A 23,989-nucleotide genomic window follows, 5' to 3' on the forward strand; every position below is an offset into this window, starting at 1 on the left:
TTCGTGAACCCAGATGAGCAGAAGTTTTCAGCAAGACAATTTAATAGGCCAGTCCAACAGCTTTTTAAACGTATTGGATCAGGTTTCGCAAATCGCACCTTTGCATAAACCTGTGTTGATCATCGGAGAAAGAGGCACAGGTAAAGAGCTGATCGCAGCCCGTCTACATTACCTGTCCCAGCGCTGGGATCAAAACTATTTAACGCTCAACTGTGCGGCTCTGAACGAAAACCTGCTGGAAAGTGAACTGTTTGGCCATGAAGCTGGTGCTTTTACTGGTGCAGCCAAACGCCATGAAGGCCGCTTTGAACGGGCTAACGGCGGCACCTTATTTCTGGATGAATTGGCGAACACTCCTGCTATGGTGCAGGAGAAGTTATTGCGTGTTATTGAATATGGCGAGTTTGAACGAGTCGGTGGCAGTCGCTCAGTGAAAGTGGATGTGCGTTTAATTTGCGCAACCAATGAAGACTTACCTTCGATGGCTGAACAGGGTGAATTTCGTGCCGACTTACTGGACCGGCTAGCCTTTGATGTGATCACCTTGCCCCCGATGCGGGAAAGACAAGAAGATATTCTGGTATTGGCCGAGCATTTTGCCGTTAATATGGCGCGGGAACTGGGGTTTGAGCTTTTTAGTGGTTTCAGCGAAAAAGCCAAACGTGCCCTGCTGGAGTACGATTGGCCAGGTAATGTGCGTGAGCTGAAAAACGTGGTAGAGCGCAGTGTCTATCGCACCAATAACCCTTATGTACCGGTGCATCATATTCAGCTTGACCCTTTTGAATCACCATTTCGGCCCAGAACCCGGGTTCGTACTTTAGATCGCAGACCACAACCAGACAAAGCAGTGGTAGCATCCAAAGAGCAAAGCAGCGATAATCCGTCCGCTTTAGCAAAGACGACATCAGCTTTTGATTTTAATCAGGTGCAGGATTTTAAAATCCTATCTGAACACTTTGAAATGGACTTAATCAAACAAGCCCTTGCTGCGAATCAGTTTAACCAGAAGAAAACCGCTGAAGCATTGAATCTGACCTATCATCAGTTACGTGGTTATATGAAAAAGTACAAACTGCTGGACAGCCAACAATGATCAAAGCCTTACTGAGCCTGATGGTTCCCTGCGGCTCACTCTTAATACTCAGCGCCTGCCAGCCTGATATCCCGGAAACTATTCAGCAAGGCATGGTGTACTGCGCCGAAGGCTCTCCTGAAAGCTTCAACCCACAGCGGGTTACCTCTGGTACTACTATTGATGCGATTAGTCAGCAATTATATGACCGACTGCTGGATATTGACCCTGCGACAGGCGAATTGTTGCCCGCACTTGCCACAGCATGGCGCTTAAGTGAGGATGGTAAAACCTACTGGTTTACCCTACGCCCTGATGTGCAATTCCATCACACTGCGTTTTTTTCTCCTGGCAGAACCTTAAATGCCGACGATGTAACTTTTACTTTTAACCGTATTTTGCAAAACGAACATCCGTACCATCAGGTCGGCGGAGCAAATTATCCATATTTTCAGAGTGTTGGCTGGGATTCTTTGGTCAAAGCCGTAGTGGCAGAAAACAGCACAACAGTGCGCTTTGAACTGGCTCGTCCTGACAGCTCATTTTTATCCAATCTGGCGACTGATTTTGCTGCTGTTTTATCTGCCGAATACGCCGAACAATTACTGCAACAAGGCACACCTGAACTGCTGGACCAAAGGCCCATAGGCACAGGACCTTTTTTCTTTAAAGAGTATAAAAAGGATCAGTTTATTCGCTATTACCGCCACCCAGAATACTGGCGCGGTAAAACAGAGCTCACTCAGCTGGTCTTTGATTTGGTACCTGACAATGCCAAACGTATGGCCAAACTATTAACTCATGAATGTGATGTGGTGGCTTATCCACGTAATGCTGAACTGAAACTCATCACCGAACGGCCTGATGTCGAAGTACAAAGCCAAACCAGTATGAACGTGGGCTTTTGGGCTTTTAATACCAAAAAAGCGCCTTTTGATAATGTGCTGGTACGAAAAGCTCTGGCTTATGCCATTAATAAAGATGCGATTTTAGAAGCCGTTTATTTTGGTTATGCGGATAAAGCGAAAACTATACTGCCCCCGACCTCCTGGGCTTTTTACCATGACTTGCCTGAACAGCAGTATGACCCGGTCAAAGCCAAAGAGTTGTTGGCTCAGGCTGGCTTTGCCAATGGTTTTCGTATGGATATCTGGCTATGCCAGTGCAACGTTTATACAATCCGAATGCGTTAAAAATGGCAGAACTGATGCAGGCAGATTTAGCAAAAATTGGGGTCCGGGCCAGCATAGTGTCGTTTGAGTGGAATAGCTTCAGACGTAAACTCTCTGAATTTGAACATGATTCAGTATTGATTGGCTGGTCAGCTGATAATGCAGATCCTGATAATTTCTTCCGTCCTTTATTAAGTTGCAGTGCAGCAGAGTCTGGTAGCAACAGAGCCAACTGGTGCGATCCTAATTTTGACAAGCTGATTAATCAGGCGCTGTTAACCGCTGATGTAAAACAAAGGCGCAGTTTTTATTTAACAGCTCAGCTTTATCTGGATGAACAAATGCCTTTAGTCAGCATTGCTCACTCCAAACGATTTCAGGCCAAAAGCATCAAAGTAACTGGAGTGACCATTAACCCGTACGGTGGTATTTCGATGGCTGCAGCGAGAAAATCCTTATGATGCTGCATTATTTTTTACGCCGCGCTTTTTTAATTGGCTTTGTATTTGTCGCCCTGACAGTATTAGCCTTTAGTTTAAGTTACCTGTTCCCCGGTGATGTGCTCACCAACGTTTCAGGACTCAGCAGTATTCAACCTGAACAGCAGCAATACTTAATTCAGTATTACGCCTTAGATCAGTCACTGCTTCAACAGTACATCGCTTATCTGAACCGTATATTAGATGGAGAATGGGGCTTGTCATTCTCTAGCCAACAACCTGTTTTATCTGAAATTATCGCGGTATTTCCGGCCACATTAGAACTGGCCAGTTATGCACTGCTCCTCTCTTTTGTCTTAGGTATTCCCTTAGGTTTATTTGCTGCCGTTAAAGCCGATAGCTTTTTGGGTAAGCTGATTTCCGCTATCACACTGGTCGCGTATTCCATCCCTATTTTTTGGTGGGCGCTGCTGCTGATTATGTTGTTTTCGCTGACACTTGGTGTGTTGCCAACGGCCGGGCGTATCAATGTGTTGTTCGATATCCCAACTACCACAGGTTTTATGTTGCCGGATATCTGGTTATCCGATATCGCTTATAAACCTGAAGCCACTCAGGACGCTTTACGACATTTACTGCTACCTGCCGTAGTGCTGGCTACTTATCCAACCACAGTGATGATCCGTTTTACCCGCGACTCTATGCTGGCCGTGCTGGAGCAAAGCTACATTAAAACAGCGCGAGCTAAAGGCTTAAGCCGCTTTGAGGTGCTGTATCACCATGGGTTACGTAACGCGCTTTTGCCGGTGATCCGACAAATTGGTCTGCAGTTCAGCACCCTGATCACCCTTGCAATGATCACTGAAGTGATTTTCTCCTGGCCTGGTATAGGTCAATGGCTACTGGACAGTATCTATCAGCGCAATTATCCGGCTATTCAAGGCGGCTTACTGGTCGTATCCTGCTTAGTGATCGTCGTGAACATGCTGACTGAAATTCTGCATACCTTGTTTAACCCACTAGCCAGGAAAGCATAATGAAAAAATTCCGGCTGTATTTTGAGGAACAGAACCGCGGGCCTTTGACCCAGCTGTGGCAGCAGTTTCAACGCCAGCATGCTGCAGTTTTGGGTTTGGTGATGTTTTCGTTTTTTTTGTTGTTGACTATCTTTGCCCCCTTGCTCACCCCTCACAATCCGTACTTACAAAACCCGGATCTGCTGTTACTGGCGCCGTCCTGGAGCGATCAGGGGTTAGTGCAATACCCTTTTGGTACCGATGATTTAGGCCGGGATATCATGTCTCGTCTGATGAAAGGCGCGACTTACACCTTTGGTATAGCACTGGTTACAGTGATTGGCTCTTTGCTGATGGGTCTGGCACTGGGTGCTATGGCGGGCATGAGCAAAGGCGTTAAATCCAGTATTTTTAACCATGTGCTGGATTTGGCGTTAACTATCCCCTCCCTGCTGCTGGCTATTATTATAGTGGCTGTATTGGGCCCGGGGCTGTGGAATACCACCTGGGCTATTATGCTGGCGCTGTTACCGCAATTTGTGCACGGTATTCGTAATGCGATACAAGATACGTTAAAACAGGATTATGTCGCTGCTTACCGGCTGGACGGCGCGTCAAACTGGCAAGTGTTACGTTACGCAGTGTTGCCTAATATCTGGGAGCATTTAACTGTAATGGCGACCATGGCACTTTCGACCGCTATTTTGGATATCGCAGCTTTGGGCTTTTTAGGCTTAGGTGCTCAGGCTCCAACCTCTGAGTGGGGTGTGATGATAGCTGACGCGCTGGACTTAATTTATCTGGCCCCCTGGGCCATAGCACTGCCGGGTATTCTGGTGTTTGCGTCTGTTTTATCGGTGAATCTGGTGGGTGATGGCTTGCGCACAGCAATGAAAAAGCGGCGGGAGAACTGATGATTCTGCTCGATATTAAAAACATGACGATAGAGCTGGAGACGCCAGAAGGCCTTATTCGCGCAGTGGATAGGATCAATCTGACTATACGAGAGGGCGAGATCCGGGGCTTAGTCGGTGAATCCGGTTCAGGCAAGAGTTTAATCGCCAAAGCTATAGTGGGTGTACTGAATAAGAGATGGCATATCACAGCCGATCGTTTTAGTTGGGCTGGCCAGGATTTATTGCGTTTGTCCTATGAGGAGCAGCGCAAAATTATCGGCCGCGATATTGCAATGATTTATCAGGAACCCAGCCGCAGCATGGACCCAACAGCACCAATTCTGGAGCAACTGATAGAGTCTATCCCGGATTCAGAGCTGGAAAGCAGCTGGTGGGGCCGGCCTTTTGAACGGCGGAAAAAAGCCATAGCTTTGCTGCATAAAGTGGGGATCCGCGACCATCAGGCGATTTTCAACTCATACCCTTATCAGTTGCCTGAAGGGGTGTGTCAAAAGATCATGATCGCCATGGCCATAGCGAAAAACCCAAACTCTTGATCGCAGACGAGCCAACGACAGCCTTAGAGAGTACTACTCAGGCGCAATTATTCCGCTTACTGGCCAGCTTTAATCAGCTCAAAGGCATGTCTATTCTATTAATCAGCCATGAACTGGAAACTGTAGCACGCAATACTCAAACCTTGAGTGTGCTTTATTGTGGCCAGTTGGTGGAAGCTGGCGAAACGGCCACTATTCTTAAATCGCCGTTACATCCTTATACCGATGCATTAATCAAAAGTGTGCCCGAATTTCAGCCGGAGCTTATCAGTAAACAATCTTTGTATGCCTTACATGGCAGTATTCCTACGTTGCAGCACTTGCCTATAGGCTGTCGTTTAGGCCCACGTTGCCCTAATGCCCGCAAAGAATGTGTCAAAACGCCTGTGCTGGAGCGTTTGCAAAATCATTATTTCAGTTGCCATTTTCCGCTGCAGGGTAAAAAGTTATGACCACCCCTTTACTGGAAATCCGCCAGCTATATAAAAGTTATCAGAAAGCCCAGGGCATTTTTGGCCGTAAAACCATTCAGGCTCTGTCAGATATCAGTTTCAGTCTTTACCCTGGGCAAACCCTGGCTATTGTCGGTGAAACCGGCTCAGGCAAAAGTACACTGGCAAAATTACTGGTGGGGATAGAAAAACCAGACAGTGGTGAGATCCTGCTCGAGGGGCAGGCTGTCACCATCAGTGACTATAAAAAATACAATCACGTCATTCGTTACATCTTTCAGGACCCTGCCCGTTCGTTGAACCCTCATCAGAAAGTCGGACAAATGCTGGACGATGTATTGCGATACAGCACGCAACTGGATGAAGAACAACGTCAGGATAAGATCCATCAAACCTTGCAACAATTGGGCTTAATGGAAGAACACGCAGACTATTACCCCCATATGTTCTCTGGCGGTCAATTACAGCGCGTAGCGCTCGCCAGAGCCCTTATTATGGATCCGAAGCTATTGATACTGGATGAAGCTTTAACAGCGTTAGACCCATCACTACGAGCTCAGATCGTAAACTTATTGCTGGAGCTACAAAAGAGCACGGGATTATCCTATTTATTGATCACTAACCACCTGCGTCTGGTACGGCATATCAGTGACCACATGCTCGTGTTACATCAGGGCAAAGCGCTGGATTATGGCCAAACTAACGAAGTATTTAGCAATCCGCAGCATGACTACAGCAGGAAGTTGATTAAAAGCGCGCAAAGCTAAGAGCTGCAGCGCGCCTAAAAGCGAACATAAAAAACCAACCTTGCGGTTGGTTTTTTTATGTTCGGGCTAACTACGACTGAGACTATTCGTCAACTGTCGCAGCTGGCAGTGAGCGGGTAATTTCGGCATTAGCTTTTAATGCGGCCAATAAAACACCAAAACTACTTTGCGCTTTCTGATCAGCAAACTGTTGTAACTGCTCAACCGGAGGCTTGGTTGTGACTTCAGTATCAGTCACTTTTGTCACTGCAACCAAAGCAGCATCACCACTGGCCAGATTTAACATAGCGACAGTCGTAGGCTGGCCTTCTGTAGGTTTGGCCAGTTCAAAGGCTTTAGTACGGATATCCGAATCAATATCACCACCAAAACGAGTGACAGCAGCTTTGCTTTCCAACGTCAGCTTCGCAGCGGCAACCACGTCAGCCAAAGGCTTACCTGCAAGTACTTCCGCTAACATAGCTTCAGCTTTAGCCTTAGCCAGCTCAGAACTTTCGCTTGCAATCACAGCAGATTTCACTTGCTCTTTGACTTCTTCAAACTTCTTCGTGGTTTCAGGCTGATGTGCATTTACCCGCACCACTACAACATGCTGTGGAGCTACTTCAATCACGTCACTGTTTACACCAGCATTGATAAAGTCTTCAGAGAATAGAGTTTCCAGCACTTTAGGTGCTGTTAGTTCAGCGGGTGCATTTGCGCGACTGAAGGCTGGCACAGAGACCACTTTCGCACCTACAGCATCTGCCGCTTCTTGCAGGCTGTCTGCGATTTCAAAACTCTTTTCACCTAACAACTGCTGCAGTTCAGTAAATTTCTCAGCCGCTTTTTCTTCTTTCACTGTTGCCAGAATTTGCTCTTTGACATCAGCAAAAGCTTTAGTGGAACCCGGCTGAACTTCGGTCAGTTTGATGATGTGGTAACCAAACTCGGTTTTCACGACAGGACTGATGTCGCCAGCTTTAGCCAGAGCATAAGCTGCTTTTTCAAACTCAGCATCCATCACGCCTTTTTCGATAAAGTCTAAATCACCGCCTTTTTCTGCAGAAAAAGTATCAGCAGATTCTTTTTTCGCCAGTTCAGCAAAATCAGCGCCTTGCTGTAATTGTGTCGCTATAGCTTCTGCCTTAGCTTTGATTTCTGCATTCTCGTCAGCAGACTCTAACAGAATATGTGACACACGACGACGTTCTTCAGTCTGGTAACGCGCCTGATTGGCATCGTAATAAGCTTGCAGATCAGCATCAGCCACAACCACTGATTTCGCAATGTCAGCAGCAGTTAACTCAACATAGTCGGCTGACACAGTTTCTGGCGATACGAACTGATTGATGTTGCTTTGGTAATAGTCCTGCAACAGCTGATCATTCATTTGAACAGCAGAAGCAAAATCAGCGGCTTTTAACACAGCGTACTGAATATCGCGGCTTTGTTGTTGCAACTTAGACAACAACTGCATTTCAGACACTGTTGCAAATTCTGAACCTGCTAAACCCACCACCAGCTGGTTGGCTGACATTTGCGCTCGCAAATAATCACGGAACTGGTTTGGCTCATAGCCGTTTTGACGCAGCAGCGCTATGTAACGGTCGTTGTTAAACACACCGTCTACCTGAAACTCAGGCATAGCACGGATAGTGTCACGCAATACATCATCGCTGACCATTAAATCTAACTGTGTAACAAGCTGACGCTGCAGTTGTTCGTCAATCAGTTTTTCCAGCACAGAACTGCGGAAATTATTCATATAGTTGCTGTCAGCTGACAACATACCAAACATCTCACCAAACTGCTGCTGCATTCTGGCTCTTTCATTTTGGTAAGCGGTGTCGAACTGAACTTTGGTTATTTCATCGCCGTTGACTGTGGCAACAGGTACTTCGCTGGTGTTGCCAAGATAACTGCCAACCCCGGCTAAAGCGAACGTCAGGATCACAAAACCAAGAATGACCTTGGCGATCATGCCCTGCGAACCATCTCTGATCTTTTCTAACATTGTATCTACGTCTCTTTTGGCAACTTTTGGTTGTCTTAAAAAAAAAGCGCATCTTAGCAGATACGCCTTTTTCATAAAAGCTGTGGCAGCGTCAGGCTTAATGCGTTTTGCTTTTCTCTGCCCGTATCACTTGGACTCGGCAGAACCATCAGCTTCATAGGCCTGGCTGGTCAGCCAGGCGTTCAGCTTAGTTTACGCTGTCTTTCAGCGCTTTACCTGGCTTGAACGAAGGAATTTTCGCAGAAGCGATTTGGATAGTTTCGCCAGTTTGTGGATTACGGCCTGAACGTGCAGCGCGCTCGCGAACTGCAAATGTACCAAAACCAACTAAGGCTACTGAATCGCCTTCCTTAAGAGCCTCAGTAACAGCGTCGATGAACGCGTCCAGAGAACGACCAGCTGCCGCTTTAGAAATGTCTGCACCAGCAGCGATTTTGTCGATAAGTTGAGACTTGTTCACAATATCATCCCCTTCAATTGTTATTATTTTCAACAACTACAGTAATATACTTTGTCGTAGTAGCGTGTTTGTTATATCAAGCCTGATGTAGGCTTGCAAGCACAAAACGACGCTCTACAAAAATTTCTGTTAGGCCACAACCCTTGCAGGACAAGGGCTGCGTCGAAACTGCCCATAACTTAACACAGCCAGAGCAATTGAAAAGCCCCTAAGCCGGATTTTTTACGCTTTTTTTGCTTTTTGTTGGATTTTTTTCCACTTCAAGCACTGACATGCCGGTTGGCGGCTCTTGCAGAGCCAATTCCAGCACTTCGTCAATCCATTTTACCGCACGAATTTCGATATCGCCTTTGACGTTGTCCGGAATATCTTTTAAGTCCCGAACGTTGTCATGCGGTATTAAAACCCGTTTGATGCCACCGCGGTGTGCAGCAAGCAGCTTCTCTTTCAGGCCACCTATCGGCAGAACTTCGCCACGTAAGGTAATTTCACCTGTCATGGCGACATCGGCCCGCACCGGGTTGCCTGTTAAGCTCGATACCAAAGCAGTCACCATAGCAATACCTGCGCTTGGACCATCTTTTGGAGTCGCCCCTTCTGGCACGTGCACGTGAATATCACGTTTCTCATAGAAGTCTTCGTTAATACGCAGCTTCTCAGCACGGCTTCGAACTACGGTCATGGCGGCCTGGATCGACTCTTTCATCACATCACCTAAAGAGCCTGTGTACGTCAGTTTGCCTTTACCTACCACGGCAGCAGCTTCAATCGTCAGTAAATCACCGCCCACAGAAGTCCAGGCTAAGCCAGTCACCTGACCGATACGGTTACTGTCTTCGGCTTTACCATAGTCATGACGCTGCACACCTAAGAAATCTTCCAGATTGTCCTGGTTGATCACCACTTTCTTCAGGTTTTTATCCAGCAGAATGTTTTTCACTGCTTTGCGGCATAACTTGGAAATTTCACGCTCTAAGCTACGCACACCAGCTTCACGGGTGTAATAGCGGATAATGCCGATAATTGCGCTGTCTTCAATCTCAATTTCGTGAGGTTTTAAACCGTTGCGTTCAATCTGTTTGTTGATCAAATGCTGCTTGGAAATATTCAGCTTCTCATCTTCGGTGTAACCCGCTAAACGAATCACTTCCATCCGGTCCAGTAAGGCTGCCGGAATATTTAAGCTGTTCGATGTGGCAAAAAACATCACGTCGGATAAGTCGTAATCCACTTCCAGATAGTGGTCCGAGAAGGCGGTATTTTGCTCTGGATCTAACACCTCAAGCAAAGCTGCAGCCGGATCACCACGGAAATCAGAGGCCATTTTGTCAATTTCATCCAGCAGGAACAGCGGGTTGCGTACGCCAACCTTAGCCATTTTCTGAATGATTTTGCCCGGCATAGAGCCAATGTAGGTGCGTCTGTGACCACGGATTTCCGCTTCATCACGCACGCCACCTAAAGCCATACGCACATATTTACGGCCTGTTGCTTTAGCAACAGACTGACCCAGTGAGGTTTTACCTACGCCTGGTGGTCCGACTAAACATAAAATCGGGCCTTTTAATTTGTTGACACGCTGCTGCACGGCCAGATATTCCAGAATGCGTTCTTTGACTTTATCCAGACCATAGTGGTCCGAGTCCAGAATACGTTCTGCGCCTGCCAGGTCTTTTTTCACCTTGCTGCGCTTTTTCCACGGCACATTAGTCAGCCAGTCGATATAACTGCGCACTACTGTGGCTTCAGCCGACATGGGCGACATCATTTTTAACTTTTGCAGTTCAGCCGTCGCTTTAGTACGGGCTTCTTCCGGCATTTGCGCCTGTTCGATTTTCTTCGACAGAGTTTCGAACTCATCCGGTGTATCTTCCAGCTCGCCCAGTTCACGCTGAATGGCTTTCATTTGCTCATTCAGGTAATACTCGCGCTGGCTTTTTTCCATCTGCTTTTTAACACGGCTACGAATACGGCGCTCGACTTGCAGAATATCGATTTCGCTTTCCATCATCGCCATCAGGAACTCTAAACGTTCCGTCACATCGATGATTTCTAATACCTTCTGCTTGTCATCAACTTTTAATGGCATATGGGCAGCCATGGTATCAGCCAAACGTGCAGCGTCATCTATGCCAGAAAGCGCAGTCAGCACCTCAGGTGGGATCTTTTTATTCAGTTTGATATAACCCTCAAACTGATTGACGGCAGAGCGTAAAATCACTTCCTGCTCGCGGCTGTCCATTTCCGGTGTCGGAATCAAATCCACATAAGCGGCGAAAGTGTCTTCTGTATCAGTAAATTCAACTAATTGAGCGCGTTTACCGCCTTCCACCAGCACTTTGACCGTGCCATCAGGAAGCTTAAGTAATTGCAAAATAGTGGCGACAGTACCCACCTGATACAAGTCAGTATCTTTAGGGTCATCCAGCGTGGCGTCTTTTTGCGCAACTAAAAAGATTTGTTTCTCTTTTTCCATCGCGGCATCCAGGCATTTGATGGATTTAGCCCGGCCAACGAACAGCGGGATCACCATATGCGGATAAACGACCACGTCTCTTAATGCCAGTACAGGCATATGCAAACGTTCAGTCTTTGCTACTGTCATGAAATCTCTCTCGAATTATTTACTGCAGGTGACATGATTCAACAGTATATGGGGGCTGTTTATGTCACTTCAATGAGTTAGCGCGGTAAAAATGGGGTCAGAGTAAAATTAAATCGGCGATTTAATTTCACTCTGACCCCATTTTACTTACACAGAAGCTGCTGCTTCTACTGTTTCGTATATTAATATCGGCTGAGACTCGCCGCGGATCACTGTCTCATCAATAACAACTTTGCTGACATGCTCCATAGAAGGTAAGTCGTACATAGTATCCAGCAAGACGTTTTCGACTATTGAGCGCAGACCACGGGCACCTGTTTTACGCTCCATGGCTTTTTGCGCTATGGCTTTGAGCGCATCTTCACGGAACTCCAGCTCGACATTTTCCATTTGGAACAAAGCGCCAAACTGTTTCACCAGCGCGTTTTTCGGCTCGCTTAAAATTTGCATCAATGCGGCTAAATCCAGTTCAGTTAAAGTCGCCACCACAGGCAGACGACCAATAAACTCTGGGATTAAACCGTATTTGACTAAATCTTCCGGTTCCACATCTTTAAAGCTTTCGGTCAGGGTACGGCTTTGTGAGGTTGCACGCACTTCAGCACCAAAACCTATGCCTGAGCCTTTAGCGCAGCGCTGTTCAATGACTTTATCCAAACCAGCAAAAGCGCCACCACAGATAAACAGAATTTTTGAGGTATCAACCTGTAAAAACTCTTGCTGTGGATGTTTACGGCCACCCTGAGGCGGAACTGAAGCCACAGTACCCTCAATCAGTTTCAGCAGTGCCTGCTGCACACCTTCACCCGATACGTCACGGGTAATAGATGGATTGTCAGACTTGCGTGAAATTTTGTCGATTTCATCGATATAAACAATGCCACGTTGCGCTTTTTCTACATCGTAATCACATTTTTGCAGTAACTTCTGGATGATGTTTTCGACATCTTCACCAACATAACCTGCTTCAGTTAAGGTGGTAGCATCGGCCATAGTAAATGGCACATCCAGTAAACGGGCTAAGGTTTCGGCTAACAAAGTCTTACCGCTACCTGTAGGGCCAATCAGCAGAATGTTACTTTTGCTCAGCTCAACGTCCTGTTTATGCTGCATGCTGCGTAAACGTTTGTAGTGGTTGTAGACCGCTACCGCCAGAACTTTTTTCGCATGCTCCTGACCTATGACATAGTCATCCAGGTGAGCACGGATCTCTTTTGGCACCGGCAATTTATTGCTGTCGCGTTTTGGCGAAATATCTTTGATTTCTTCGCGAATAATATCGTTGCACAAGTCGACACATTCATCACAGATATAAACCTGTGGGCCAGCAATCAGTTTGCGCACTTCATGTTGTGATTTGCCGCAAAAAGAGCAATACAACAACTTGCTGCTTTTCTCGCCATCAGAGCGATGATCAGACATGTAACTTCCTCTTCCACTACAGAGGGATGGCCGGCTTCGCGCCCCTATCCACCCCTGAATTAAACTTACTTCGCATCCCTTTGAGTTAATATGGCATCGATTAGGCCATATTCCAAGGCTTGTTGTGCACTTAAGAAGTTATCACGCTCTGTGTCTTTACAAACCTGTTCATACGTCTTGCCACAATGCTCTGCCATCAAACGATTTAATTTCTCTTTGATGGTCAGGATTTCACGGGCGTGAATTTCAAAATCTGTGGCCTGGCCCTGGAAACCACCTAAAGGTTGGTGGATCATCACACGAGCGTTTGGCAACGCATAACGCTTGCCCTTAGTACCACCAGATAATAAAAAAGCACCCATACTGCAAGCCTGACCGACACAGACGGTAGCTATATTTGGCTTGATGTACTGCATGGTGTCGTAAATCGACATGCCGGCAGTGACAGAGCCGCCTGGTGAATTGATATAAATATAAATATCTTTTTCCGGGTTCTCAGATTCTAAAAATAACAACTGAGCGACAATCAGGTTTGCCATATGGTCTTCAACCTGACCCGTTAAAAAAATCACCCGCTCTTTTAATAAACGCGAGTAAATATCAAAAGAACGCTCACCCTTAGCGGTTTGTTCAATAACGATAGGAACTAAGGCATTCACTAATTCATTCATTCTCGGCTCAAATGCCATAATGCGGTTTCCTTAAAAAGAGGGGCTGTATCCAGAGCCTAAATAATTGATGTTGCACAGCCGCGACGAATGCTCAGAGCCCGATGAACATAGCAGTCCTATGTGATTGGGGTGAGAACGTGCAGTCAACAATGCAGCGGCTTCAAGTACGACGGCTCTAAAATAAAAATGGCCCGAACTATGATGCTCGAGCCATTAAAACTGCCTGACAAACAGATGTCAAATCTTAGTTTGCAGCTTGTGGATTCATGATCTCATCAAACTTGGCTTTTTGTTCTGTCACTTTAGCTTTTGCCAGAACCAGGTCAATGGCTTGTTCTTCTAAAGCAACATTACGCATACCTTGCAGCAGCTCTTTGTTGCTGTTGTAGTACTGGATCACTTCTTGTGGATCTTCGTACGCAGAAGCTACAGTTTCAATCAGAGCCTGAACGCGTGCATCTTCAACCTGCAGTTTGTTGGTTTTGATCACTTCGCCCAATAATAAACCTACTTTGACGCGGTCTTTGGCTTGTTCAGTGAACAGAGCAGCTGGCAGTTCTGGTAATTGTTTTGGATCCAGATTGTTGCCAAAACGCTGTAACGCCTGACGACGTAATACATCGATTTCGCTGTCAATCAGAGCTTGTGGCACTTCCACTTCATGAGTGGCTAACAAGCCTTTAATCACCTGATCTTTCACACGAGCTTTGATGCTGTTGTTCAGCTCACGCTCCATGTTCTTTTTCACTTCAACTTTTAATGCATCAACAGTAGATTCAGCTAAACCGAACAGCTTAGCGAACTCGTCGTTGACTTCTGGTAATTGCTGAGCTTCAACTGCTTTTACAGTCACAGCAAACTTAGCCGCTTTACCTTTCAAGTTTTCAGCATGGTATTCAGCAGGGAAAGTCACATCAACAGTCACTTCTTCACCCGCTTTTTTGCCGATGATACCGTCTTCGAAACCTGGGATCATACGACCCTGGCCTAACTCTAACGTGAAGTCAGCAGCTTTACCGCCTTCAAACTCTTCACCATCGATAGAACCCACAAAGTCGATGATCACGCGATCGCCCGACGCTGCTGCAGCGTCAGTTTTTGCCCATGTTGCATGCTGTTTACGAAGCGTGCCTAACATAGTTTCTAAATCATCAGCCGTGATTTCAACCACTGGCTTGGTCACTTCGATTTTGTCCAGAGCGTTCAGCTCAACTTCTGGATACACTTCGAAAGTCGCTGCGAATTCTAAATCTTTACCTTCAGCCAGTTGGCCTGGAGCAAAAGTAGGAGCACCAGCTGGTGTCAGTTTATTCGCAATAATGGCTTGGTAAAAATGGTTTTGCATCTGACGTGAAGCCACGTCTTGTAATACCGACAGACCAAACATTTTTTTGATCATAGCTACAGGTGCTTTACCTGGACGGAAACCGTCAATACGGCGATTTTTCGCGATATTTCTTAATTCTTTTTCTACTTCAGTGCTGATGGCAGCAGCTGGAACAGTAATAGTCAAACGGCGTTCTAAACCCTGTGTGGTCTCAACAGAAACTTGCATCTTGTTACCTCAAAATCAAATCGGGCGTCTCGCTACGCCATCTTTTCGCTTGTCCGGGCTCTGTCTTTACGCACACAATCCAGACCTGTTATATAGGACGCGGCATTATAGCGAGGGTTTTTCGCTGAGTCGAGCTTTTGATACAACATCAGATTTGACGCGGCTTAGAGGCCTAATTTCACGTCATTTTCCTATCCAAAGAATCGGGATTTCAAATAAAAAACAGCAAAAGGCAAGCATCGCTTTTCCAATGATTTTTAGCGTTTTCTTCTCGCTTTACCCCACTCTTTTGTGTAGCAATAGTCAGAGATAACAAAAATAACAGGACCCTTATGACCGATTTCAGCCTTTGGCCTTTGCTTGGCATCGCCGTAGTGATGCTCGGATTTTTATTGAAATTTAACCCTGTGCTGGTGGTCACAGTCGCAGCTTTTGCTACGGGTATGGCGGTGAAGATGCCGATACTGACCTGGCTGGAATCTCTGGGCACTGCCTTTTTGAAAACCCGGAATTTGCCATTGATCTTGTTATTGCCTTTGGCTGTTATAGGTCTGTTAGAGCGTCATGGTCTGCGCGAAAAAGCTCAAAACTGGATCCAACAGATTAAAGCCGCTACAACAGGACGTTTACTGCTGGTGTATCTGGCACTTCGCGAAAGCACGGCTGCTGCAGGTCTCACCAGTTTAGGCGGGCATCCACAAATGGTCAGGCCTTTACTCTCTCCTATGGCAGAAGCGGCTTTTGAGCAAAAACACCACAGCCTGCCGGATAAAATAAAGTATAAAATTCGTGCTATGTCGGCTGCGACCGACAATATAGGCTTGTTTTTTGGTGAAGATATTTTTGTCGCTTTTGGCGCTATTATCTTAATGCACACGTTTTTACGTGAGTCCGGTATCGAAACCGAGCCTTTGCATATCGCACTCTGGGGTATTCCTACCGCTCTGGCTGCATTTTTAATTCATGGGACCCGTTTGTTACGTTTTGATGCTTATCTGGCCCGTCAGCTTCAACAGCAATTAAAGCAGGAGCAACGCCATGATTAGCATGACTTTGCTGTATTACGTTGCAGCTTTATTGTTTTTTGCAGTAGCGTTTTTTAGCTTTAAGGACAAAAGATACAGCAGCGCTTTATTCTGGTTTAGTTACGGTCTGATTTTTCTGCTGGGTGACTTTATGCCGCCAGCGCTGGTTGGTGCCATAGTGGTGTTAATGGCTATAGTGGCAGGCTTTGGTGGTGTCAAAGGTGGCAACTACCAGACGCTTGAACTGCAACAACGGCTAAGCTCCGTCAAACGTCTTGGTAATGCATTGTTTATTCCTGCCCTGATGATCCCCTTACTGACAGTATTTTCAGCTTTGGTGTTGGTGCATATCAAGGCCGATGGCTGGTCTTTATTGGATCCAAAAAATGCCACTTTATCGGCGCTGGGCTTAGCTGCTTTTTTTGCTGTCCTAGCCGCTTTGTATTTCACTAAAGAGAAACCTCAACAGGCTTTCAAAGAATCTTCACGTTTAATTGAAGCCATAGGCTGGGCCTTTTTATTGCCGCAGTTACTGGCTACCTTGGGGTTGTTGTTTAATCAGGCCGGTGTCGGTGAAACCGTTTCGCAGCTAACGAGTTTGTATTTAAATTTAAACCATCCTCTGCTGGCAGTGGCTTGTTATGCTATCGGCATGGCCTTATTTACTGTGATTATGGGCAACGCCTTCGCCGCTTTCCCGGTGATCACCGCAGGCATAGGCATTCCGTTGTTGGTGCTGCAGCATGGTGGCGACCCGGCCATTATGGCGGCCATCGGCATGTTTTGTGGTTACTGCGGTACCTTACTAACCCCTATGGCAGCAAACTTTAATATAGTGCCGGCTGCACTTTTAGAACTGCCGGATAAAAACGCTGTCATTAAAGCTCAGGCGCCAACAGCCCTAGTGCTGCTTGGTGTGAATATCATTCTGATGTATCTGTTAATGTTTTAAACCGGAGCCTTCATGCACACTATTTTACTGACTGGCTTTGAGCCTTTTGGCGGCGAACAAAGCAACCCCTCCTGGCTGGCTGTACAACAGCTTGACGGTTATCAACTGGACGATGAAGTGCAGATTGTCAGCCGGCAACTGTCTTGTGTATTTGAGAAAAGCCAGCAGGAACTTAAAACAGCCATTGCTGAATTAAAACCTGTGCTGGTATTGGCTTTGGGTCAGGCTGGTGGCCGCACTGAACTTTGTTTTGAAAAAGTCGCTATTAATTTTATCGATGCCCGTATTGCCGATAATGCCGGACAGCAGCCTGTCGGTGCGCCAGTGGTCGGTGAAGGCCCAGCCGCCTACTTTACCACCTTGCCCATCAAAGCTATGGTCAACCGTTTGAAACAACAAGGCATCCCCGCAGCAGTGTCTTACACCGCTGGGACTTATGTCTGCAACACAGTGTTTTACGCTTTGATGCACCAGCTGAAAGATCAGTCAAAAGTGCGGGCTGGTTTTTTACATATTCCTTATGCTCCAGAACAAGCGATAGACAAAGCAGTCGCTTCTATGCCTGTGGATATGGTAGTGCGAGCATTAAAACTCTGTTTGCCTGTGGCATTGCAAAGCAGCGAAGATTTGCAAATAGTAGCGGGGACGCTCGACTAGATTTTGGCTTCCAGCTTGCCCTAAAGCGCTGGCATGGTTAAAATTGTGGCGCTTTTTTCTACTATGGCCTGTTGGGACGACCCAATAGCGCATCTATTTAGCGGGGACGACCCCAACTTCAAACACTGGAATACCTTATGAACTGGTTATTACTTGTTGTGGCTGGCTTATTGGAAGTCGGTTGGGCTGTGGGTTTAAAATACACTGAAGGTTTTACCAAATTCTGGCCATCGGTCTGGACTCTGGGAGCTATGCTTTTGAGCATTACCATGCTTGGGCTTGCAATGCGTGACCTGCCCGTCGGCACGGCTTATGCGGTCTGGACTGGTATAGGTGCTGTCGGCACTGTCATAGTCGGAATTTACCTGTTAGGCGACCCGGCGACTGCAGGACGCTTAATCAGTATTGGCTTGATCTTACTCGGTATTATTGGCTTAAAACTTAGCTCTTAGAGAACCATTTTTAAATGTCAGGGGCACAACAGTGCCCCACTAAAAACTAAATCGTAATATGCTGCCGTACTCGTTCACCTAAACCCACACCAGCTTCTGACATGGTCAGATAGGTATGATCAGCTCCTGCATCCAAAATCGCAGCGGCTTCATCTTTGTGCATACTGTGTGAGACGATTAAACCAGCAAAACCTGCTTGTCGCAGTTTTTTGGTCGCTATCACTTTGGCTTCTACATCATTTAAGCACAGCACTACGGCTTTGATGCCCCCTAAGGTTAAACCTTGCCAAAACACCTGATCCTCAGCATCAGCAAACAGCACGTTATTGCCTTTTTCCTGATGCTCTGCCACTTTGGCCGGATCGGAGTCCAGCGCTACTAAATGGCATTTATGCTCCAGATACTGATAAGCCGCCGAGCCTGTGCGCCCCATGCCCATAATCAGTACTTCAGCATCGCCTAAAGATACAGGCTGCTCATCCGGGTGATGAATATCGCGCTCAAAAGGAATAAGCCGATGTGCCAGACGTTCATACAAAGGGTGGGCAAAGCGATTCAGCGGCGCAGACACCACAAAAGACAAAGCTACGGTTAACGCCAGTGGAATAAGAAATTGCGGCATCACGCTGGCAGCGACAATAAGCGCAAATTCGCTGTAATTACTCAAGGCCAAACCGGATAAGAATGCGCTGCGGGCTCGTAATTTGAATACCACCAGCAGCGCAAAAAACAATACAGCTTTAAAGGGCAATAATACCGTCATCAAAGCAGCAAAGAGCCAGGCCTGTTGATCCGGCAGACCACCTAAGCCTATTTGCAGGAAAAAACCGACCAGGAAAAACTCTTTTAAACCCCATAAGGTTTTAGACAGTTCACCTGCTCTGTTGTGACCAGCCAACAAGGCTCCAAATACCAAAGCTCCTAACTCTGAGCTTAGGCCTATGGTATGAAATCCTGAACCACCTAATACCACAGCAAGCAGCACACCAAATAAAATCTGCAAGTCATCGTGGCCGGTTAAATCCATCAGCTTGTACAGTAATGGGCGTAATAAAGGCACCAACAGCACCAGCAAAGCAAAAGGCGATGGCGTAATGCCCTGTGTAAAACTCAACAGCGCCATGGCTATTAAATCCTGCATAACCAGAATGCCAATAGCGACACGGCCATGAAAAGCCCTGATTTCTCGCTTGCCTTCCAGTACCTTGGCCGCCAGCACTGTACTGGAAAATGCCAAAGCAGCCGAGAGCATCACAGCGTAATACCAATCGGGTTCAAAGGTCAGATAGATGATAGGGGTATAAAGCAAGGCTGAGCTGGCAAAATGCGCCAAACTGCCACCCAGCACTTCAGGTTTGCCTAAACTGCGGATATTTAATTTTAACCCAACAGTGAATAGCAGCAGCAACACCCCTAAGTGAGCGACATGAGCAATAATGGCATTGCCTTCTTTAGGCAAATCCAACTCTGTCGCCGAGGCTGTGATCATAAAACCAGCGGCCAGATAGCCAATCAGAGGCGGCAAACCAATTAAGCGCACCAACAAACCCAAACTAAAAGCAAAACCTATCCATACGGCTTCTAATAACATAACAATCCTGTCTCTATCTTTTATTGTTTACCTTGGCCAGGTTCTGTTTCCGACACTTCATTACCATCTGTAGCTTTTCGGGTAATCCAGTCTTTTGTAGTTCTGTGCACACCCCGACGTAAAGCCGCGCTGGCATTTTCCAGCATATCAACCCCAGTCAATACACCCACCACCACCACAGACAACCAAATCGCCACCTGATAATGACCCAAACCTGTGGCAACCCCTATTGCGGCCAGCACCCAAATAGTTGCAGCAGAGGTCACCCCCACCACTATGCCTTCACGGGTTAGCATGACACCTGCACCAAGAAAACCAATACCTGTGACCACCTGACCAATAATACGGCTAGGATCTGTCACTACGTTACCAACAACACGATTGGCATCAAGCACCGCATGGCCCAAAGGCAAGGATAAAGCAACGAATAAATAGGTACCTAAAGTAATCAGAATTGAAGTCCGGATCCCTGCAGGTTTACCGCGTAACTGCCGCTCTAATCCAACAATACTGCCAGTGAGTAAGGTAATACCTATGGCGTGCCAGGATAAAGGGCTGATATCAAACCAGGCTGGATCCAGCATCATACTGCCCCTCCGGCCATTAACTTTTTTGCGTTACGAGCTCTGGCCGCTCTCCACTCCGCTTCGGTCATAGGCACTGTTTCACCCAGACTGCGAGCGAGCGTTTTACGCTGCTGAATATTTAATGCAATTTGTTGGTACTGTTCTGGCGTTTTTTTCCGCCAGTCGACAATTTCATCCATATGGCGATAACAACCGACACACACTTTATCTTCATTTAGCCTGCAACAGGCAACACAAGGAGAGTCCACTTCAGCTCCGGCTATTTATTCTAATTCACTCCAGTGTAACCAGTTTTTGATGCAGGCCAAAGTTTTACTCTACTGAACCTGTAATCAGTCTGAAATGTTGGGCTTTTAACCGCAGTTTTGCCTGCAAGGCTTTACCCTGTGTTGGCTTTATGGCAGCGTACGGTCAACCAACAAGAGGTCCACCGATGAAAAACTATAACTACAGTCTGTTAGCCCTGGCTTTATGCTCCACTCTGGCCATTGCCGCCGATGATAAGAAACCCAGCTGGAATGTCGATAAACCCGCAGGCAAATTCACTGACATCAACATCGATGTGCAACAAGGCACCTGGATGAATGTCAGTGTCAGCCCGGACGGCAAAACCATTGCTTTTGATTTGCTGGGTGATATTTACACCATGCCCATCAGCGGTGGTAAAGCCAAAGCCTTAACCTCTGATATCGGCTGGCAAATGCAGCCCGTATTCAGCCCAGACGGCAAATACATCGCTTTTACCAGCGATCAAGGTGGTGGCGATAATATCTGGGTAATGAAAGCCGATGGCTCAGAGCAAAAAGCAGTCACAGAAGAGACCTTCCGTTTACTCAACAGCCCGGCCTGGAGTCCGGATGGCGAGTTTATTGTGGCCCGTAAACACTTTACTGCGGGTCGTTCTTTAGGCGCTGGCGAAGTATGGCAATACCATAAATCTGGCGGCGCTGGTGTGATGCTCACCGCCAAAGCCAATGACGAAAAAGACTTAGGCGAGCCCGCTTTCTCGCCAGACGGGAAATATATTTATTTTTCACAGGACGATACGCCAGGTAAAACCTTTCATTACAGCAAGGACTCAGAACAAGGCATTTATGTTATTAAACGTTTTGAGCGCGAAACCGGCAAAATTGATGTGCTGCTGCAAGGCGCTGGTGGCGCTATCCGCCCTACGCCTTCGTCTGATGGCAAATATTTAGCTTATATTCGCCGTGTCGATTTCCAGAGCACTTTGTTTTTATACGATTTAGAAAGTGGCGAGCATATCCAATTGGATAACCAGCTTGACCGTGATATGCAGGAAACCTGGGCTATTCATGGTGTGTACCCCACCTTGAGCTGGACACCCGATAACAAAAAGCTGGTGTACTGGGCCGGTGGTAAAATCAACAGTCTGGATATCGCCAGCAAAAGCAAAACACAAATCCCTTTCTCAGTTGAGCGCAGCAAAAAAATTCAGCAGGCAGTTACATTTAAACAGGATTTAGACAAAGACCAGTTAGATGTGAAGGTCCTGGGTAATCTGCATATGTCGCCTGACGGTAAAAAGGCGGTGTATTCGGCTTTAGGTCATTTGTATATCAAAGACTTAAAGTCAGGTTCAGCCAAACGCCTGACCAGCCAGAACGAACATTTTGAGTTTTACCCGCAGTTTTCCCGTGATGGCAGCAAGCTGGTTTATGTCAGCTGGCATGACACAGCTCAAGGTCGGGTGAAAGTGCTGGATTTAGCCTCAAACCAAAGCCGTGATTTAACGCCAGAGCCAGGTAAGTATGTAGAACCTACCTTCAGCCCGGATGGCCGTACTGTGGTGTATCGTAAATCTGGTGCTGGTTCGTTACTGGATAAAAAGTGGTCACTCAATACTGGTCTTTATGCAGTCAGCGTCAGTGGTGCTGATAAACCAAAACTGATTAGCCGTAATGGCTATGCCCCTATGTTTGGCAAAGACAGCAAAAGAGTGTTTGCGCAGGATTATGGTGCATCGCCGACACTGCTCAGCATAGATTTGACCACAGAGCAGCAACGCACTTTATACACGGCCAAATACGGCACCGAGTTTAAGTTATCACCAGATGGCAAGTATTTAGCTTTTGTTGATCGTTTTAAGGTTTATGTCACGCCTTTCGCTGAGCGTGGTGCGGTGATTGACATTAGCGGCTCGGACACCCAATTCCCGGTCAAACAGCTCTCCGTCAAAGCAGGTACTGATATCAGCTGGACCTCTGACAGCAGCAGCTTGTATTGGCACTTAGGGCCTGAACTGTATCACCACAGCATTGCCGGTTTGTTTGATGTAAACAGCAAAGTCAAAGTCGATGCCAAAAATGGCAGTAGCATTGGCTTTACTGTACCTATGGATAAACCACAGGGCCAAATCGCTTTTGTTGGTGGTCAGGTCATTACCATGGAAGGCGATACCGTCTTGCAGGATGCGGTAGTACTGGTTGAAGGCAATAAAATCAAAGCTGTTGGTACTAAAGCTGATGTCAAAGTTCCGGCCGGTGCAGAAGTTATCGACATCACAGGCAAAACTTTATTACCGGGTTTGTTTGACGCACACGCCCACGGCGCTCAGGGCGTCAATCAGCTGATCCCACAACAAAACTATGCGAACTACGCCAGTTTGGCTTTGGGCGTGACCTCTATTCACGATCCATCGAATGACACTCAGGAAATTTTCACCGCCAGCGAAATGCAAAAAGCAGGTATCACAGTAGGTCCCCGTATCTTCTCTACCGGCACAATTTTGTACGGCGCTTATGGTGCAGGCTATACCTCCCATATCGATAGTCTGGACGATGCAAAATTTCACTTAGAGCGCTTGAAAAAAGTGGGTGCCTTTTCGGTGAAAAGCTATAACCAGCCGCGTCGTAATCAGCGCCAACAGGTGATTGAGGCAGCACGTGAACTGGAGATGCTGGTAGTGCCTGAGGGTGGCTCATTATTACAGCATAACCTGAGCATGGTGGTGGATGGTCACACCACACTGGAGCACTCTTTACCTGCGGCAGTGCTGTATGACGATGTCAAACAACTGTGGCAACAAAGCAACACGGCTTATACACCGACCCTGATCGTGGCCTACGGTGGTATTTTTGGTGAAAACTACTGGTACGATAAAACTGATGTCTGGAAACATCCACGTTTGAGCAAATATGTACCAGCTGATGAGCTACGTCCGCGCAGCATGCGTCGCCCTAAAGCACCAGATCATCACTACAACCATATCTCTATTGCCAAAATGGCCAAAGAGTTATCCGATTTAGGCGTCGTCACTAACATTGGTGCTCATGGTCAGCGTGAAAGTTTAGGTGCACATTGGGAGATCTGGATGTTTGCGCAAGGCGGCATGAGCCCGCTGGAAGCCCTGAGAACAGCCACGATTAACCCGGCCAAAACTTTTGGTATGGATCATCAACTGGGATCTATCAAAGCAGGCAAGCTGGCTGACCTGATTATCCTGGATGCCGATCCACTGAAAAACATCATGGACAGCGACAAAGTGAAATACAGCATGGTCAACGGCCGTTTGTATGACGCAGAGTCAATGAACCAGATTTACCCTGAGAAAAAACAACGGGCCCCCTGGTTTTTTTAACTCAATTGACCAAAGGCACAGGGTCAAGCTATGACTCAGC

The 23,989-nt window shown here is 46.8% G+C and carries 22 protein-coding genes; 13 read left to right on the forward strand and 9 right to left on the reverse strand.

The features are described from left to right. Nucleotides 1-13 precede the first annotated feature (13 nt). The 8 genes from pspF to WH43_RS05520 are packed head-to-tail and all read left to right on the forward strand — an operon-like array spanning nt 14 to nt 6,375. Nucleotides 14-1,096 carry a phage shock protein operon transcriptional activator gene (gene pspF, locus WH43_RS05495; protein ID WP_053423644.1) on the forward strand — a complete coding sequence of 361 codons (1,083 nt, stop codon included), beginning with the start codon at nt 14-16 and terminating at the stop codon, nt 1,094-1,096. Then, nucleotides 1,093-2,268, forward strand: coding sequence for an ABC transporter substrate-binding protein (locus WH43_RS05500; RefSeq protein WP_286049491.1), 1,176 nt, complete (start codon nt 1,093-1,095; stop codon nt 2,266-2,268). Before pspF ends, WH43_RS05500 begins: the two co-directional genes overlap by 4 nt. Next, nucleotides 2,232-2,708, forward strand: a complete 477-nt coding sequence (locus WH43_RS20360; RefSeq protein ID WP_286049492.1) for an ABC transporter substrate-binding protein — start codon at nt 2,232-2,234, stop codon at nt 2,706-2,708. The genes WH43_RS05500 and WH43_RS20360 overlap by 37 nt, the downstream gene beginning before the upstream one ends. Continuing rightward, nucleotides 2,705-3,724, forward strand: coding sequence for an ABC transporter permease (locus WH43_RS05505; RefSeq protein WP_286049493.1), 1,020 nt, complete (start codon nt 2,705-2,707; stop codon nt 3,722-3,724). The genes WH43_RS20360 and WH43_RS05505 overlap by 4 nt, the downstream gene beginning before the upstream one ends. Then, nucleotides 3,724-4,617: an ABC transporter permease subunit gene (locus WH43_RS05510; RefSeq protein ID WP_053423645.1), complete on the forward strand. Its 894-nt coding sequence runs from the start codon at nt 3,724-3,726 to the stop codon at nt 4,615-4,617. The genes WH43_RS05505 and WH43_RS05510 overlap by 1 nt, the downstream gene beginning before the upstream one ends. Then, nucleotides 4,617-5,156 carry an ATP-binding cassette domain-containing protein gene (locus WH43_RS20365; RefSeq protein WP_286049494.1) on the forward strand — a complete coding sequence of 180 codons (540 nt, stop codon included), beginning with the start codon at nt 4,617-4,619 and terminating at the stop codon, nt 5,154-5,156. Before WH43_RS05510 ends, WH43_RS20365 begins: the two co-directional genes overlap by 1 nt. Further along, the gene (locus WH43_RS20370) at nt 5,105-5,608 is read left to right on the forward strand and encodes an oligopeptide/dipeptide ABC transporter ATP-binding protein (RefSeq protein WP_286049496.1); all 504 of its coding nucleotides are present in this window, start codon (nt 5,105-5,107) and stop codon (nt 5,606-5,608) included. The genes WH43_RS20365 and WH43_RS20370 overlap by 52 nt, the downstream gene beginning before the upstream one ends. Then, the gene (locus tag WH43_RS05520) at nt 5,605-6,375 is read left to right on the forward strand and encodes an ATP-binding cassette domain-containing protein (protein WP_053423646.1); all 771 of its coding nucleotides are present in this window, start codon (nt 5,605-5,607) and stop codon (nt 6,373-6,375) included. The genes WH43_RS20370 and WH43_RS05520 overlap by 4 nt, the downstream gene beginning before the upstream one ends. Before the next feature lie 82 nt (nt 6,376-6,457). Here the strand turns inward: WH43_RS05520 and WH43_RS05525 are convergent, their stop codons facing one another. The 6 genes from WH43_RS05525 to tig form a co-directional block, all read right to left on the reverse strand. Beyond that, nucleotides 6,458-8,371 (reverse strand): SurA N-terminal domain-containing protein, encoded by a 1,914-nt coding sequence (locus WH43_RS05525; RefSeq protein WP_053423647.1) that lies wholly within the window; start codon nt 8,369-8,371, stop codon nt 6,458-6,460. 187 nt (nt 8,372-8,558) lie between these two features. Further along, nucleotides 8,559-8,831 carry a nucleoid-associated protein HU-beta gene (gene hupB / locus WH43_RS05530; RefSeq protein ID WP_008898812.1) on the reverse strand — a complete coding sequence of 91 codons (273 nt, stop codon included), beginning with the start codon at nt 8,829-8,831 and terminating at the stop codon, nt 8,559-8,561. Nucleotides 8,832-9,039: 208 nt separating this feature from the next. Then, complete coding sequence (gene lon / locus WH43_RS05535; protein ID WP_053423648.1) at nt 9,040-11,436, reverse strand: endopeptidase La; 2,397 nt, start codon at nt 11,434-11,436, stop codon at nt 9,040-9,042. A gap of 147 nt (nt 11,437-11,583) precedes the next feature. After that, the gene (clpX, locus tag WH43_RS05540) at nt 11,584-12,858 is read right to left on the reverse strand and encodes an ATP-dependent protease ATP-binding subunit ClpX (RefSeq protein ID WP_053423649.1); all 1,275 of its coding nucleotides are present in this window, start codon (nt 12,856-12,858) and stop codon (nt 11,584-11,586) included. Nucleotides 12,859-12,923: 65 nt separating this feature from the next. Further along, nucleotides 12,924-13,529, reverse strand: a complete 606-nt coding sequence (gene clpP / locus WH43_RS05545; RefSeq protein ID WP_053423650.1) for an ATP-dependent Clp endopeptidase proteolytic subunit ClpP — start codon at nt 13,527-13,529, stop codon at nt 12,924-12,926. A 244-nt stretch (nt 13,530-13,773) separates the two neighbouring features. After that, entirely contained in the window at nt 13,774-15,084 is a 1,311-nt protein-coding gene (tig, locus tag WH43_RS05550) for a trigger factor (protein ID WP_053423651.1), read from the reverse strand. Nucleotides 15,085-15,416: 332 nt separating this feature from the next. Between tig and WH43_RS05555 the strand changes: the two genes are divergently transcribed. The 4 genes from WH43_RS05555 (at nt 15,417) to sugE (ending at nt 18,170) form a co-directional block, all read left to right on the forward strand. Beyond that, nucleotides 15,417-16,130, forward strand: coding sequence for a DUF969 domain-containing protein (locus tag WH43_RS05555; protein ID WP_053423652.1), 714 nt, complete (start codon nt 15,417-15,419; stop codon nt 16,128-16,130). Then, on the forward strand, nt 16,123-17,061 hold the full coding sequence (locus WH43_RS05560; protein WP_053423653.1) for a DUF979 domain-containing protein: 939 nt from the start codon (nt 16,123-16,125) through the stop codon (nt 17,059-17,061). The genes WH43_RS05555 and WH43_RS05560 overlap by 8 nt, the downstream gene beginning before the upstream one ends. 12 nt (nt 17,062-17,073) lie before the next feature. Continuing rightward, on the forward strand, nt 17,074-17,718 hold the full coding sequence (gene pcp, locus WH43_RS05565; RefSeq protein WP_053423654.1) for a pyroglutamyl-peptidase I: 645 nt from the start codon (nt 17,074-17,076) through the stop codon (nt 17,716-17,718). Between the two features lie 137 nt (nt 17,719-17,855). Then, nucleotides 17,856-18,170, forward strand: coding sequence for a quaternary ammonium compound efflux SMR transporter SugE (gene sugE / locus WH43_RS05570; protein ID WP_053423655.1), 315 nt, complete (start codon nt 17,856-17,858; stop codon nt 18,168-18,170). 46 nt (nt 18,171-18,216) lie between these two features. Here the strand turns inward: sugE and WH43_RS05575 are convergent, their stop codons facing one another. Genes WH43_RS05575 through WH43_RS05585 form a run of 3 tightly spaced genes read right to left on the reverse strand, consistent with a single transcriptional unit; the run spans nt 18,217 to nt 20,596 of the window. Beyond that, the gene (locus tag WH43_RS05575) at nt 18,217-19,761 is read right to left on the reverse strand and encodes a cation:proton antiporter domain-containing protein (RefSeq protein ID WP_053423656.1); all 1,545 of its coding nucleotides are present in this window, start codon (nt 19,759-19,761) and stop codon (nt 18,217-18,219) included. Nucleotides 19,762-19,781: 20 nt separating this feature from the next. Then, a complete protein-coding gene (locus WH43_RS05580) occupies nt 19,782-20,348 on the reverse strand; it encodes an MgtC/SapB family protein (RefSeq protein WP_286049498.1) in 567 nt (188 codons plus the stop codon). Beyond that, nucleotides 20,345-20,596 carry a DUF1289 domain-containing protein gene (locus WH43_RS05585; protein ID WP_053423657.1) on the reverse strand — a complete coding sequence of 84 codons (252 nt, stop codon included), beginning with the start codon at nt 20,594-20,596 and terminating at the stop codon, nt 20,345-20,347. Before WH43_RS05585 ends, WH43_RS05580 begins: the two co-directional genes overlap by 4 nt. Before the next feature lie 185 nt (nt 20,597-20,781). Between WH43_RS05585 and WH43_RS05590 the strand changes: the two genes are divergently transcribed. Beyond that, entirely contained in the window at nt 20,782-23,949 is a 3,168-nt protein-coding gene (locus tag WH43_RS05590; RefSeq protein WP_053423658.1) for an amidohydrolase family protein, read from the forward strand. The last annotated feature ends 40 nt before the right edge of the window (nt 23,950-23,989 follow it).

It is taken from the genome of Rheinheimera sp. KL1, assembly GCF_001275035.1.
GTDB lineage: Bacteria > Pseudomonadota > Gammaproteobacteria > Enterobacterales > Alteromonadaceae > Pararheinheimera > Pararheinheimera tangshanensis.